At 67.3% G+C, this 13,617-nt stretch carries 13 protein-coding genes; 3 read left to right on the forward strand and 10 right to left on the reverse strand.

Going from position 1 to position 13,617, the window contains the following annotated elements:
- Positions 1-74: 74 nt before the first annotated feature.
- Together AC1ME3_RS10485 and AC1ME3_RS10490 are read left to right on the forward strand one after the other, a co-directional pair.
- Complete coding sequence (locus AC1ME3_RS10485) at positions 75-506, forward strand: response regulator (RefSeq protein ID WP_480953094.1); 432 nt, start codon at positions 75-77, stop codon at positions 504-506.
- 52 nt (positions 507-558) lie between these two features.
- Positions 559-1,929 (forward strand): AmpG family muropeptide MFS transporter, encoded by a 1,371-nt coding sequence (locus AC1ME3_RS10490; RefSeq protein ID WP_480953095.1) that lies wholly within the window; start codon positions 559-561, stop codon positions 1,927-1,929.
- On the opposite strand, the gene AC1ME3_RS10495 is transcribed toward AC1ME3_RS10490, so the two are convergent.
- The 10 genes from AC1ME3_RS10495 to AC1ME3_RS10540 form a co-directional block, all read right to left on the reverse strand.
- Positions 1,919-2,395 carry a DUF6628 family protein gene (locus AC1ME3_RS10495; RefSeq protein ID WP_247599614.1) on the reverse strand — a complete coding sequence of 159 codons (477 nt, stop codon included), beginning with the start codon at positions 2,393-2,395 and terminating at the stop codon, positions 1,919-1,921. The two genes, AC1ME3_RS10490 and AC1ME3_RS10495, sit on opposite strands and share 11 nt — an antisense overlap.
- Positions 2,396-2,463: 68 nt before the next feature.
- Positions 2,464-3,783, reverse strand: a complete 1,320-nt coding sequence (locus tag AC1ME3_RS10500; RefSeq protein ID WP_480953096.1) for a bifunctional folylpolyglutamate synthase/dihydrofolate synthase — start codon at positions 3,781-3,783, stop codon at positions 2,464-2,466.
- 114 nt (positions 3,784-3,897) lie between these two features.
- Positions 3,898-4,749, reverse strand: a complete 852-nt coding sequence (gene accD, locus AC1ME3_RS10505) for an acetyl-CoA carboxylase, carboxyltransferase subunit beta (protein ID WP_056060473.1) — start codon at positions 4,747-4,749, stop codon at positions 3,898-3,900.
- Positions 4,746-5,558, reverse strand: a complete 813-nt coding sequence (gene trpA / locus AC1ME3_RS10510; protein WP_210731814.1) for a tryptophan synthase subunit alpha — start codon at positions 5,556-5,558, stop codon at positions 4,746-4,748. Before trpA ends, accD begins: the two co-directional genes overlap by 4 nt.
- 124 nt (positions 5,559-5,682) lie before the next feature.
- Positions 5,683-6,924: a tryptophan synthase subunit beta gene (trpB, locus tag AC1ME3_RS10515; protein WP_480953097.1), complete on the reverse strand. Its 1,242-nt coding sequence runs from the start codon at positions 6,922-6,924 to the stop codon at positions 5,683-5,685.
- A gap of 97 nt (positions 6,925-7,021) precedes the next feature.
- Positions 7,022-7,654, reverse strand: a complete 633-nt coding sequence (locus tag AC1ME3_RS10520; protein WP_480953098.1) for a phosphoribosylanthranilate isomerase — start codon at positions 7,652-7,654, stop codon at positions 7,022-7,024.
- 177 nt (positions 7,655-7,831) lie between these two features.
- A complete protein-coding gene (pyrF, locus tag AC1ME3_RS10525; protein ID WP_480953099.1) occupies positions 7,832-8,506 on the reverse strand; it encodes an orotidine-5'-phosphate decarboxylase in 675 nt (224 codons plus the stop codon).
- Entirely contained in the window at positions 8,503-8,850 is a 348-nt protein-coding gene (locus AC1ME3_RS10530; RefSeq protein WP_056060459.1) for a lipopolysaccharide assembly protein LapA domain-containing protein, read from the reverse strand. The genes pyrF and AC1ME3_RS10530 overlap by 4 nt, the downstream gene beginning before the upstream one ends.
- Before the next feature lie 84 nt (positions 8,851-8,934).
- Positions 8,935-11,223: a patatin-like protein gene (locus AC1ME3_RS10535; protein ID WP_480953100.1), complete on the reverse strand. Its 2,289-nt coding sequence runs from the start codon at positions 11,221-11,223 to the stop codon at positions 8,935-8,937.
- Positions 11,224-11,257: 34 nt separating this feature from the next.
- Entirely contained in the window at positions 11,258-11,983 is a 726-nt protein-coding gene (locus AC1ME3_RS10540) for an endonuclease/exonuclease/phosphatase family protein (RefSeq protein ID WP_480953101.1), read from the reverse strand.
- 170 nt (positions 11,984-12,153) lie between these two features.
- Between AC1ME3_RS10540 and AC1ME3_RS10545 the strand changes: the two genes are divergently transcribed.
- The gene (locus AC1ME3_RS10545; RefSeq protein ID WP_480953102.1) at positions 12,154-13,608 is read left to right on the forward strand and encodes a L,D-transpeptidase family protein; all 1,455 of its coding nucleotides are present in this window, start codon (positions 12,154-12,156) and stop codon (positions 13,606-13,608) included.
- The last annotated feature ends 9 nt before the right edge of the window (positions 13,609-13,617 follow it).

Raw genomic sequence — 13,617 nt, forward strand, 5'->3', positions numbered from 1 at the left:
GACCGTTCGTGCGGCGGTGCGTTAGAACTCACGAGCGTAACGACCTTTCGTTCGCGTCCGGGGGCCTTTCGGCAATGTTGTTCGGGAAGAAGAAGCGGCAGATTGTCCGGCTCCTTGTGGTCGAGGACGAACCGCTGGTCGCGTTCGACACCGAATATTTCCTGACCGATGCTAAGTTCACGATCGTCGCGACGATCGATCGGGTCGCGGAAGCCTTGCCGATCCTGGCAAGCGACACGGTGATCGATCTGGTGCTGGTCGACGTGAACCTCGCGGACGGTTCCGGGATCGACGTCGCGCGCGCGGCGCAGGCGCGCGGTGTGCCGGTGATGTTCGTGACGGGAAGCTGCCCGGTCGAGGCGACGACGCTCGCTTCCGGCTGCATGGCCAAGCCGTATATGCCGCGCGACCTGATCGCGGCGATCGAGGCGATCGAGGCGATGCTCGGTGGCGGCAAGCCGACGCGCGTGCCGTCGGGCTTCACGTTGTTTCCGCGGCCGGCGTGACGCTGATCGGCTAACGTCTTCCCTCGCCCGGACAGCGCGCTATGGTCGGCGCATGTCCACCGATACCGTCGCCCCCGATCCCGTCGAACGCCGCTCCGTTCTCGCAACGCTCGCACCATACCTCCGGCCGAGGCCGATCGCCGCGCTGCTGCTCGGCATATCGAGCGGCTTTCCGCTGGCCTTGCTGCTCGGGACGATGGGCTATTGGCTGTCGAAGGTCGGTATCGACAAAAAGACGATCGGGTTCGCGATCGGTCTGACCACGCCGTACACGCTGAAGTTCCTGTGGGCGCCGTTCATCGACCGGTTCGAGATCCCGATCCTGACGCGGCTGGTTGGACAGCGCCGCGCATGGCTGTTCGTGGTCCAGGCGCTGTTGTTCGGATCGGTCTGGATGCTCGGGTTCAGCGCGCCGCAGGAGCATCTCGGCGTCTTCGCATTTTGGGCGATCGTCACGGCGTTCCTCGGCGCGACCCAGGACATCGTCATCGACGCCTATCGCATCGAGATCCTGCCCGAGGACGAACTCCCGCACGGCACCGCCAACAACCAGTTCGGCTACCGTCTCGGCAACCTGGCTGCAGGCGTCGGCACGATCGCGATCGCCTCGTCCGAAGGCCTCGGGCTAGGCTGGGCGCTGGGCTACGGCCTGACCGCGTTCTGCGTCATCCCCGGCGCGCTTGCCGCTCTTTGGGCCGGGCGAGGCCTCCACGATCGCGTGCTGGCCAAGCAGCCGCAAGAGACCGGCGGGCGCTGGCTCGAAGACACGATCATCGGCCCGTTCCGCGAATTCTTCCAGCGGCGCGGCGCGGTGCTGATCCTGCTGTTCGTGCTGATCTACAAGCTCGGCGACGCGATGGGGCAGGGGATGCTGAACCCGATGATCGTCGAGCTCGGGTTCAGTGACACCGAGTTCATCGCGATCAACAAGCTCGTCGGCTTCTGGGGGCTGATCGTCGGCACCGCGCTTGGCGCGCCGTTCATGGCGTGGCTCGGTCTCGGCCGCGCGCTGTTCGTGTCGGGGCTGCTGATGATGCTGAGCAACTTCACCTTCGTGATCTTGGCGTGGCATGGCCATTCGAACACGTGGTTGACGATCGCGGTGGCGACGGAGCAGGTGACCAGCGGGATCGGCCTGACCGTGTTCGTGACGTATCTCTCGGGGCTGTCGAACCTCGCCTACACCGCGACCCAGTTCGCGTTGCTATCGTCGTTCGCGGCGGTCGGGCGGACGTGGCTGGCAGCCCCTGCCGGCTATGCCGCCACCACGCTCGGGTGGCCGGGGTTCTGGATGCTGACGATGGTGGTCGCGATCCCCGGCCTTGTGTTGTTGTGGATCTTGTGGCGACAAGGGTTCGTGGTCGAGAGCGTCCGCCGGGCGCGGGCGGACGAAACCCCGGACGCTTCCACCGCTAAACCGTGATCGGGCGACCCTCGTCGGCGAAGGCTGCGGCGACCGCGGCGGCGCTGGCGAGCACGCCGTCGATGCGGCGGACGCCGAGCAGGTCGGCCATCAGATAGCGTGCGGTCTCGGGGGCGGTCTCGACGCGCGCGAGCACCGACAGCATCGCCGATTCCGCCGGCGTCATCCGCGCGCAGCAGCACGGGGCGATCGCGATCGTGCCTGCCGAGGTGCCGGCAAGGTCGGCCATCAGCGCCCTCAGCAGCACCAGCGGGCGACGGAAGCCCTGTCCGAACGCAGTGAACATTGTGTGCGAAGCGCGGGCATCGGCGAGCCCGTGCGCGCCCATCCGCCGCATCGCGAACAAGGCGATTCGCGCGTTTTCACAAGGCGGTAGCGCATGGGGCAGCAGCGAGGTCGCGCTGGCGATGGTCTGTGTCGAGGCGGCCGTCGAGTTGGTGGTCGAATTGGGGCGGGTATCGGTCATTCACGCGACTCCGTGGTGGTGCCCACAAAGTCGCCTGTTGGTTATTGATAGTCAATAGCAATAAGAACTCAGTCCGGCGGTTGGTCGTTTGCGGCGAGCACTTCACCGGCGAGGTAGAGCGAGCCGGCGATCAGCACGAGTTGCGGCTGGTCGGTTTGTGCGGCGATCGAGCCTAGCGCTTCACTGGGCGTCGCGGCGGTTCCAGCGGTCTTCCCAAACGATTGTGCGAGCGTCGCGAGGGCCTCGGGGGCGTGGTGTGCGTGGCCGGGGACGGGGATGGCGATGACGTGGCCGACCGATGGCGACAGGATGCGGATCACGGCGTCCGCGTCCTTGTTCGCGAGCATGCCCAGGATCAGCGTTACCGGGCGGCCCTTGGCGAGCGTCCGCAGCGCGCGCGCGACCGGTTGCGCGGCGTTGGGATTGTGTGCGCCGTCGAGCCACAGCTCGCTGCCCTCGGGCAATCGCGCGAGCAGCGGGCCATCCGACAATCGCTGCATCCGCGCGGGCCAGTGCGCCCAGTCGGCGGCGGCGCGCATCGCCGCTTCGGGAACGTGCAGCGCGCCTTGGTGACGGAGCATCGCGACTGCGAGCGCTAGGTTGCGAGATTGGTGCGCGCCGACGAGCCGGGGGCGGTTGGTGACGACCGAAAAGCCGGTGTCCTCGTAGCGGACGGTCGATCGCGCTGTCTCGCTGGTCCAAGCGGTGCCGCGGGCGAACACCGGCGCGCCGGCGGCATCGGCGACCGCGGCGATCTTCGCGCGGAGGGCCTTTGGATAGTCCATCGTGACCAAAGGCACGCCGGGCTTGGCGATGCCCGCCTTCTCGCCGGCGATCTCCAGCAGCGTGTCGCCGAGGAACGACTGGTGATCGATGCCGAGCGCTGCGATGCCGGTGACGACCGGGTTGGGAATGACGTTGGTCGCATCGAGCCTGCCGCCAAGCCCGACCTCGACGATCGTCGCGGCGGCGGGTGTGCGGGCGAAGGCGAGGAATGCGGCGGCGGTGGTGACCTCGAAGAAGCTCGCCTGGAGGTCGGAGGCGTGGTCGAGCACTTCCGACAGCAAGGCGGCGAGCAGGTCGTCTTCGATCAGTTGCCCGGCGAGGCGAATGCGTTCGTTGAAGCGGACGAGGTGGGGCGAGGAATAGACGTGGACGCTGTGCCCGGCAGCCTCGATCGCGGCACGCAGGAACGCGCAGGTCGAGCCCTTGCCGTTGGTGCCGGCGACGTGGAACACCGGGGGGAGGTTGAGGTGCGGGTCGCCAAGGCGCGCAAGTAGCGCAGTGATGCGTTCGAGGCCGAGGATGTCCGCACCGGGCGACAGCGCGGTCAATCGGTCGAGCTGGGCTTGTACCGCGGGGGACGAGGAAATGGCGTGGTCGGGCATTCTGGCTCCCTCTCCCCTCCGGGGAGAGGGCTGGGGTGAGGGGCTGTACCGGGGCGCGGCGCTGCTGGGCTGCCCCTCACCCCGACCCTCTCCCCGGAGGGGAGAGGGAGTGCGTTACGCGGCCTCGCGCGCGCTGAGATACCCGATCACCGTGCCGAGTTGCTCGCGCAGGTCCTTACGGTGGACCACCATGTCGATCAGCCCATGCTCCAGATAATATTCGCTCGTCTGAAAATCCTCGGGCAGCTTCTCGCGGATCGTGCTCTCGATCACGCGGCGGCCGGTAAACGCCAGCGTCGCCTTGGGCTCGGCGATCTGCACGTCGCCGAGCATCGCATACGCCGCCATCACGCCACCCGAGGTCGGGTCGGTGAGCACGACGATATACGGCAGGCCGGCATCGTGGAGCATCTGGATCGCGACCGTACTGCGCGGCATCTGCATCAGGCTGAGGATGCCCTCCTGCATGCGCGCGCCGCCGCTCGCGGTGAAGATGACGTAGGGCACGCGATCCTCGATCGCCGCCTCGACGCCGCGGACGAAGGCTTCGCCGACCGCAAGCCCCATCGAGCCACCCATGAAGCCGAAATCCTGCACGCCGACGACGACGCGGTGGCCGTCGATCGCGCCGCGTGCGTTGATCAGCGCGTCCTGCTCACTGTTGTCGGTCCGCGCGGCCTTGAGGCGATCGGTGTAGCGCTTCTGGTCGCGAAACTTGAGCGGATCCTCGGGGACCTTCGGTGCCGGCAGTTCCGAACAGCTGCCCTCGTCGAACAGCTGCGCAAAACGGATCTTCGGCCCGATGCGGTCGTGGTGATCGCACTTCGGGCAGACATACAAATTGTCCTCTAGTTCCTTGGTAAAGACCATCTGCCCGCAGCCCTTGCACTTGTGCCAGAGATTCTCGGGCGTCTCGCGCTTCGCGACGAAGGGCAGGACGTTGCGGACGCTGTTGAGCCAGCTCATGCGGGAACCTTTCGGGCCGAGGCGACGGCGTCGGCAAGAGACTTGATATAGGCGCGGACCGGTTCGGCCGCTGCGGCACCGTGCTGTGCGACAAGTTCGACGATCGCCGAGCCGACGACGACGCCGTCCGCGACGCGCGCGACGTTCGCCGCCTGCTCAGGGGTGCGGATGCCGAAGCCGACTGCGATCGGGATGTCGGTCTGCGCCTTGAGGCGAGCGACGGCGTCCTCGATCGAGGATTGCTGCGCTTGCTGGAGCCCGGTGATGCCGGCGACCGAGACGTAATAGAGGAACCCGCTGGCGCCATCAAGCACGGTCGGCAGCCGCGCGGCGTCGGTTGTCGGCGTGGCAAGGCGGATCAGGTCGATCCCGGCGGCACGCAACTGTGGGCCGAGCGCATCGTCCTCTTCGGGCGGTACGTCGACGCAGATCACGCCGTCGACGCCGGCGTTGGCAGCGGCCTCGGCGAACCAGTCCGCGCCGCGCCGGAGCATCGGGTTGCCATAGCCCATCAGCACCAGCGGAACGTCCGGATGCCGCGCGCGGAACGCGGTGGCGGTGGCGAGGATGTCTGCGGTGCGGGTCCCTTGCGCGAGGCTGCGGATGTTGGCGGCCTGGATCGCTGGGCCGTCGGCCATCGGATCGGTGAACGGCATGCCGAGCTCGATCGCATCCGCGCCGCCTGCGACGAGTGCGTCGAGGATCGGGCCGGTGGCCTCGGTGGTCGGATCACCCGCGGTAACGAATGCAACGAGCGCGGCGCGGCCAGCGGCGGCGGTGCGCGCGAAAGTGGCAGCGAGGCGGCTCACAGCTCCCCTCCCGCTTGCGGGAGGGGTTGGGGGAGGGGCTGACATAGCCGCACATCCGAGGCCTGAGGAGCGAACAGGCCCTCCCCCGACCCCTCCCGCAGGCGGGAGGGGAGCAGAAGCGCGATCATATCGCCACCCCGAGCGCTTCGGCGACGGTGAAGATGTCTTTGTCGCCGCGGCCGCAGAGGTTGGCGAGGATGATCTGGTCCTGCCGCATTTCGCGCGCTTTCTTCGTCACGGTCGCGATCGCGTGGCTTGGCTCCAGCGCGGGGATGATGCCCTCGGTCCGGCACAACAGCTGGAAGGCGTCGAGCGCTTCGGTGTCGGTTGCGCTGTCATACTGGACGCGGCCGATATCACGCAGCCACGCATGCTCCGGGCCGATGCCGGGATAGTCGAGCCCGGCCGAGATCGAATGCGCCTCGGTGATCTGGCCGTCCTCGTCCTGCAACAGATACGTCTTGTTGCCGTGGAGCACGCCGGGGAAACCGCCCGCAAGGCTCGCCGCGTGCTGCTTGTCGAGACCATGACCCGCCGCTTCGACGCCAAGCATCTGCACGTCGGCATCGTCGAGGAACGGATGGAACAACCCGATCGCGTTCGAGCCGCCACCGATCGCCGCTACCAGCATGTCGGGCAGGCGACCGACGCGCGAGAGCATCTGCGCGCGCGCCTCGGTGCCGATCACGCTCTGGAAATCGCGGACCATCTCGGGATACGGATGCGGGCCGGCGGCGGTGCCGATGATGTAGAAGGTGTCGTGGACGTTGGCGACCCAGTCGCGCATGCCTTCGTTCATCGCGTCCTTCAGCGTGTGCGCGCCCGATGTCACAGGGCGAACTTCGGCGCCGAGCAGCTTCATGCGGAACACGTTGGGCGCCTGACGCTCGACGTCCTTGGCACCCATGTAGATCACGCAGGGCAGGCCGAACCGCGCGCAGACCGTGGCAGTGGCGACGCCGTGTTGGCCCGCGCCGGTCTCGGCGATGATCCGCGTCTTGCCCATTCGCATCGCGAGCAGGATCTGGCCGATGCAGTTGTTGATCTTGTGCGCGCCGGTGTGGTTCAGCTCGTCGCGCTTGAACCATACTTGCGCGCCCATGCCTTCGGGGGCGGACTCGCGGAGCGCTTCGGTCAAGCGCTCGGCGTAGTAGAGCGGGCTCGGCCGGCCGACATAATGTTCGAGCAAATCGTCGAACTGCGCCTTGAAAGCGGGGTCGGCCTTGGCGGCGCGGTACGCCTCGTCGAGTTCGAGGACGAGCGGCATCAGCGTCTCGGCGACATAGCGGCCGCCGAAGTCGCCGAAATGGCCGCGCTCGTCGGGCTGGGCGCGGTAAGAGTTGGGGGCGAGGGTTGGAGCGTTCATGCGGAGCGCTTTAGCACCTCGGTACGGTGCGCCAAGCCCTTGTATCCCCGTGAAGACGGGGATCCAGTCTGGGCACCCGCCTTCGCGGGTGAACAACTTAGGCGGCGACCGCCCTGAGGAACGCCGCAATCTTTGCTTCGTCCTTGGTGCCCGGTTCGTTTTCCACGCCTGAGGACACGTCGACCAGTTCCGCCCCTGTCCGACGAATGGCCTCGGCCACGTTCGCCGGATCGAGCCCGCCCGACAGCGCCCAGGGCAGCGGATGCCTGAAGCCGTCGAGCAGGTCCCAGTCGAACCGCAAGCCCATCCCGCCGGGCAGCGCCGCCGAGTCCGGAGTCTTCGCGTCGTACAGGATACGGTCGGCGACTCCGACGAACCCGTTTGCCGCATCGAGATCGCCGCGCGTGCGAACCGCAACCGCGACCCAGGTCTCGATCCCGAACTTGGCGCGGATCGCGGCGACGCGTGGCGGAGACACCTTGTGGAGTTGCAGCACGTCGAGCGCCGCCGAGCCGACCGCCTGTTCGAGCATGTCGTCCTCGGGATCGACGAACACGCCGACCTTCGCGACGTGCCGCGGTACGCGGGCGGCGAGTTCGGCGGCTTTCGCGAACGTCACGTGGCGCGGCGAGGGGGGGAAGAACACAAACCCGACATGGCTCGCCCCGTACTTGATCGCGGCGTCGAGCGTAGCGGGAGTGGATAGGCCGCAGATCTTGGCGGTGGTCATTCGGGTTCCTAAAACGGATCGCGGAGGTTTAACGATCCTCCCCCGCAAGGGGGAGGTGGCAGGCGCAGCCTGGCGGAGGGGGCGGGAAGGGATGACCGACGTTCCGTGTCCTCCCCCTCCGTCGCCTTCGGCGCCACCTCCCCCTGGCGGGGGAGGATTATGAAGTTAAGCCTGGGGTTAAAGCGTCGCGCCGATCGCGCGGGCGGCGGTGTCGGGGTCTTCGGCCTGCGTGATCGGGCGACCGACCACTAGGATCGAGGCGCCGGCGTCCATCGCCTGGCGCGGGGTTACGACGCGCTTCTGGTCGCCGACCTGGCCGTCGGGAAGGCGCACGCCGGGCACTACGAAGAAGCCCTTGGGCCAGATTGCCTTCGCCGCCGCAACCTCCGCGCCGGAACACACGATCCCGTCGACCCCCGCCTCGCAGGCGAGCTCGGTAAGCCGCGAAACCTGGTCGTGCGCGTTGCCAATGACGCCGGTCGCGGCGAGATCGGTCGCGTCGAGGCTGGTCAGCATCGTCACCGCGATCACCTTCGTGCCGAGCGGGGCGGCAGCCTTCGCGTCCTCCAGCATCGCCCGCCCGCCACTCGCATGCACGGTCAGGATCGCCGGCTTCAGCGCGCCCAAGGCCTGCACCGCCTTGGCCACGGTGTTCGGAATGTCGTGCAGCTTCAGGTCGAGGAAGATCGGCAGGCCGAGCTCCGCCATCGCATGCACGCCGGACTGGCCGTGCGCGCAGAAGAATTCGAGCCCCAGCTTGATGCCGCCGACATGGTGGCGGACGCGTGTCGCCATCGTCTTGGCACGGGCGAGGTCGGGCGTGTCGAGTGCGACGTAGATCCGGTTGCTCACAGGAGCGACCCCGGCGGCGTAGCGGTCGGCACAACAGTCGGTGCGATCGTTGCGGGCGTCTCGGCAGGCACGAACGCCACTGGCTCCGGCCGCGGCGTGCGCAGGTCCAGCAACTCGCGCTCGCACGTCGACAGCCGCTGGCGCAGCCGCCACCGGATCGCATGATTGTAGAGCATCGTCGGCACGAACCCGATCAGGAACGTGACGAACAGCAGCAGCGGCAGGTTCACGTCCGCGATCAGCCCGCCCCAGAGCTGGATCTGGACGGCGTTCCAGTTGCTGATGGTGAAGACCGCGGCGATGAACGCCAGCAGGCACCAGAACAGGATTTTCAGGAACTGCATGCGGCGACCCTTTATCATACCCCGATCGCGCCGAAACGCGGTTGGAAGCGCAGAGCTACCGCCACATCCGCCTTTTGGCCAGCTTTAGCCGATTTCGGTCCGCAACTGCGCGATCAGCGGCAGGATCGCGGTCAGCCGTGGCTCCTCCTCGTCGAGGATCGCGAGGAACGCGGCGCGCTTGATCGCCGCCACCCGGCCGGGCTTCATCCGGACCGTCGACGGCAGCGTCGAGACGGTGATGTCGATCATCCGCTCCGACCCGTGCAGCCGGCCCCACAGATAGTCGTTCTCGCGGTAGGCACGGCTGAAGAACGCGCCGAACGTCCCGAACTGGATCCCCTTCAAGGTCGCCTCCGCACCCCCCGAGCGGATCGAGGTCGCATCGTCGGGCGCGATCCGGTCGACCTTGATCGGATCGAACTCGTCCAGCCCTTCGCCCTGCAACAGCGGCAGCGTCGCGGTGTCGAAATACGGAAAGCCGAGATACGCCAGCAACAGCGTCCGCCGCGTCGGCTTGGCGAGCGCGGCGAACGCCTCCGCCAGCCGCTGATCGGTCTCCGCGTCGAGGCGCTCCAGGTCGAACGTCCGACCGAGCGTCTCCAGCACTGCGGTCGCATCGCCGCGCATCGCCCGCACCGCATCGTGCAACCCGGCATGCATTTCGGCGCGCAACCGATCGAGATACGGCGACAGCGATTCGTAGATCGCATCACGCATCGGCCCCAGTTCCGGCTCGTCGGCGGCTGTCTCGACCTCCGACAGGCGCCGCGCCATTAGCCGCAGCCGGCGAATACGGAAGCCAATGTCGAAGGTCCGCAGGAACGCAATCGACGCGGCACTGGCCCCACCCGCATGGCCCGAACCGAGCTGGTCAGCCCCCGAGGCGGCGACATGCGCGACGATCGCCGCCCGGATCTGCGCCAGTCGCCGCGGCCGGTGGTGCTCCCCGGCATCGAACAACAGCAGCGCCAGCGTCTCGATCACCGCGCTGCGTTTCAGATGGCCGTACGCGACGAAGCCATAGCCCGAGCTCGCCGCCGCCGCCTTTTGCGCACGCCGCCGCCACGCGATCAGCCGCGGCGCGGTCGGCCGGTCGAGGAACAATGTGTGGCCAAACAACGATTCGACATCGGCTTCCACCTCGGGACGGATTGCGGTGAGGATGCCGCGCATCCGATCGATTCTCGCGGAACGTTCGGCGATCGCCTCCAGATTGTCGCGGATCGGTTGCTGGCGGGGAATGTCGCTGATCGCGCCGATGATCGTCTGGAAGAAGCCGGGCGTCCCGCCACCGCGGTTCAGCCGCAGCTTGATGTCGGGCGAGGGGTCTATGTAGATGAAGCGTCGGTCGATCTGGCGCCGAGCGGGGCGTTCCTTGAGTGCATCGAGAGCAGGGCGGAACGGCGCGTTGGCGAGTACCGACCCGTCGATCAGCACCGCGCTTTCTGCTGCATTGGCGGCCGTATGCCGTGGCAGCACGCGCGCGAGGAACGCGGGGCGCTCCGGCCAGTCGATCGCGCGATCCTTCAGCACGCCGTCCAGTTCGGCGACGGTGAACGGCGGGAACGCGCCTGGAAAGCTCGACGTCGCGCGCGCCGCGAACGCCAGTTCCGCAGGCGGCGCGAGCGTATCGCACGCACCGCCATTGTCGGTGAAGTCGACCACCAGTCGATGTTCGGTCTCGACCACTTCCGCCGGCGAATTGAGCTGCAACCGCTCGGGGTGCCCGGAGAAATCAGTGACGGTCACGAACAGGTCGAGCGGCTGGCCCGGCGGCAACAGGCGCGGCCCGCGCTCGCTCGCCGCCATCGCGTCGAACGCATCGAGCAACAGGTTGGTGAAGGTCTTGCCCCCGAACGGCGGCTCGAACCAGCGCGAGCGGATGAAATGCGACAGCTTGGTGCGCACCTCCTCCCGCGTCGGATCGTCGAGCGCGTCGACCTTGTCGGTGCTGCGCCCCGCCGCCATCCATGCGAGCGGCATCGCCCACGCCTTCGAGAATCGCGATTTCGGCGCCGCCTCGGTATCGATCAGCGCTTCGACATCCGCCGATGTCATCCAGAGGTCGGTGAGCGGGTCGAGGCTCTGCCCGGTCGCGATCGCCTGCGCCAAGAAGATGCCGTTGATCCCCCCCGCGCTGGCGCCCGCGATGATGTCGGCGAGCACGCGGACGCGGATCGCGCCATGCGCCTCGATCTCCTGGAGCAGCGCGTGATACACGCCTTCGCTGCCGCCCTTCGGCGTGTCGCCGTCGTGGAAGGCGCGGCTGGCGCAGACGAGGCGCCAGATCTCCTTGGTGATGCCGTGCATGTAGACCGCAAGGCTGATCCCGCCATAGCAGACGAGCGCCAGTCGCAGTTCCTTCTCGCGCATTCTACATCCTCATGCCGACGGTATCGCTCGGGGTTTATCCGGTGGCCCCGGTTCGGTTCGTCGGCGTTTTCGTTTCCAGAATAGCCCAGATCGGCAGGTGATCCGAGGCCTTCCGCGCCGCCGGGCTCGCATGCACGCCGCACTCGACCACGTTCAAGTCCGACGACACCATGATCCGGTCGAGCCGAGCGACCGCGCGCCGCGAATGGAAGCTCGCCCCCGTCTCGGCGAATGCATAGTCGCGGCCGAAGTCGCGCAGGCACCCGGCGCCTGCGCTCCATTCGTTGAGGTCGCCCATCATCACCGTCGGATGCGCCTGCGCGCAGGTATCGACATGGTTCATGATCGCGGCGGCCTGCTTGCGCCGCCACAGCCCCGACAGATCGAGATGCATGCCGAGCACGCGTAACATGCCGCCCGCGAACTGGACGTCGGCCATTACTGCCCCGCGTGGTTCGAGCGAGGGGAGGTGGAGCGGTTCGCTGTCGACGACCCGTGCCGACTTGCGGACTAGGATGACGTTGCCGTGCCAGCCCATGCTAAGCGCGCGCAGGCCGAAGTCGACCGGCTTCCAATCGCTATGCTCCTCCAGCAGGTGATGCGGCAGTACGCAGGCCTTGGCCCCGAAGCGCCGGTCCGCTTCCTGAAGTGCGATCACGTCCGCATCGATCTCGCGCAGCACTTCGACCACACGTTCGGGATTGCGCCGACGGTCGAGCCCGATGCCCTTGTGAATATTGTAGCTGGCGACCTTGATCATGCGTGGGCCCTATAACGCGACGGGCGCGATCCGGGTTGCAGAATGACGGCGCGCGCCATGCAAAAGGCACGGGCGGTCGATCTTGTGGAAGAATTACGTCGCTGAAGCGCTGTCGTGGAGCGGAGACCCGCACCCGAGCGTTGTGTGTCCAGATTGTGGGGGAATTGCTGGTGCGTCTTGGTTTGATCGGTGCATCGCTGCTGGCGATGACGTGTGCACTCTCGGCTTGCGAGGTGAAGACGACGACCGCCTCGAACACGCAGCAGCCCGCGGCGGCGGCGGCTCCTGCGGCTGCGCCGACGGGGTGGACCACCACCACTGCCGGGCAGTTGCGCAAGGCGATCGCGGCGCGGGGCGCTCATGGCCTCGACCGGATGAGCTTCGATGCGAGCGCGCAGCCCGGTGCCGGTGACGACGCTCTGACCAAGGCAGCGCTCGCATACGGCAAGGCGCTGTCGCAGGGCGCGACCGATCCGGCCAAGTTGTTCGACGTCTACACCGTGCCGCGCCCGCAGGTCGATCTCGGCCGTGGCCTCGCCGCGGCGCTTCAGGCCGGCGACGTCGGCAAGTGGCTCGCCGGGCTGGCACCGCAGGACGAGAATTATGCGCGTCTGTCCAAGGCCTATCTCGCGACGCCGAAATGGGAGCAGACGCCGGCGTCCGCGATTCCCGACACGGGCAAGCCGATCAAGCCGGGCGAAGCCGATCCGCGCGTGCCTGCGATCGCGCACCAGCTCGTAGCGTTCGATTATCTCGACAAGGCAGCCGCGCAGGGCGATCGCCTGACCCCAGCGATGATCCTCGCGATCAAGAAGATGCAGGCGGACTACGGGATCAAGCCGGACGGAATGATCGGCAGCGCGGCGCTCGGCATCCTCAATTTGTCCGACGCGGACCGGGCGCGCGCGATCGCGGTCAATATGGAGCGCCTCCGCTGGCTCGATCGCAATGCGCCCACCACGCGGATCGACGTCAATCTCGCGGCGGCACGGCTGAGCTATTGGCGCGATGGCAAGCTGGTCGACAGCCGCAAGGTGGTGGTCGGCGAACCCGACAAGGAAACGCCGCAGCTCGGGTCGCCGATCTTCCGCCTCGTCGCCAATCCGACCTGGACGGTGCCGCGCTCGGTCGAGAAGAAGGAGATGGCGGGCAAGGGTGCCGGGTATTTGCGCGCCAACAATCTTGCGTGGAAGAATGGCTGGCTGGTTCAGCAATCGGGGCCGAAGAACTCGCTGGGCCTCGTCAAGTTCGACATGTCCAACGAACACGCGATCTACCTGCACGACACGCCAGCGAAACAGCTGTTCGCCGAGATTCAGCGCCAGCGTAGCCATGGCTGCGTCCGCGTCGAGGATGCGCTCGGGTTCGCCGAGTTGCTCGCGAAGGACGAGGGCGTGACCGATCAGTGGCACGCCGCTCGTGCGACCGGCAAGGAGACGTTCGTCAAACTGCCGAAGGAAATACCGGTGCGGCTGTTGTACCAGACCGTGCTGTTCGACGATGCGGGCGAGCCTGTCATCCGTGCCGACCCCTATGGCTGGAACGACCGCGTCGCGGTCGCGCTGGGGCTTGGAACGAGTGCGAGCTACAAGCCGGCGGCGCGCGACGCGGATGTCGGGCCGTAACGACTAATT

Source organism: Sphingomonas sp. BL2 (assembly GCF_056680015.1).

Bases quoted from the DNA above. Each gene is read 5' to 3' on its own strand.
- AC1ME3_RS10485 (WP_480953094.1), top strand. From the start codon at position 75: ATGTTGTTCGGGAAGAAGAAGCGGCAGATTGTCCGGCTCCTTGTGGTC.
- AC1ME3_RS10490 (WP_480953095.1), top strand. From the start codon at position 559: ATGTCCACCGATACCGTCGCCCCCGATCCCGTCGAACGCCGCTCCGTT.
- AC1ME3_RS10495 (WP_247599614.1), bottom strand. From the start codon at position 2,395: ATGACCGATACCCGCCCCAATTCGACCACCAACTCGACGGCCGCCTCG.
- AC1ME3_RS10500 (WP_480953096.1), bottom strand. From the start codon at position 3,783: ATGCCCGACCACGCCATTTCCTCGTCCCCCGCGGTACAAGCCCAGCTC.
- accD (WP_056060473.1), bottom strand. From the start codon at position 4,749: ATGAGCTGGCTCAACAGCGTCCGCAACGTCCTGCCCTTCGTCGCGAAG.
- trpB (WP_480953097.1), bottom strand. From the start codon at position 6,924: ATGAACGCTCCAACCCTCGCCCCCAACTCTTACCGCGCCCAGCCCGAC.
- AC1ME3_RS10520 (WP_480953098.1), bottom strand. From the start codon at position 7,654: ATGACCACCGCCAAGATCTGCGGCCTATCCACTCCCGCTACGCTCGAC.
- AC1ME3_RS10530 (WP_056060459.1), bottom strand. From the start codon at position 8,850: ATGCAGTTCCTGAAAATCCTGTTCTGGTGCCTGCTGGCGTTCATCGCC.
- AC1ME3_RS10535 (WP_480953100.1), bottom strand. From the start codon at position 11,223: ATGCGCGAGAAGGAACTGCGACTGGCGCTCGTCTGCTATGGCGGGATC.
- AC1ME3_RS10540 (WP_480953101.1), bottom strand. From the start codon at position 11,983: ATGATCAAGGTCGCCAGCTACAATATTCACAAGGGCATCGGGCTCGAC.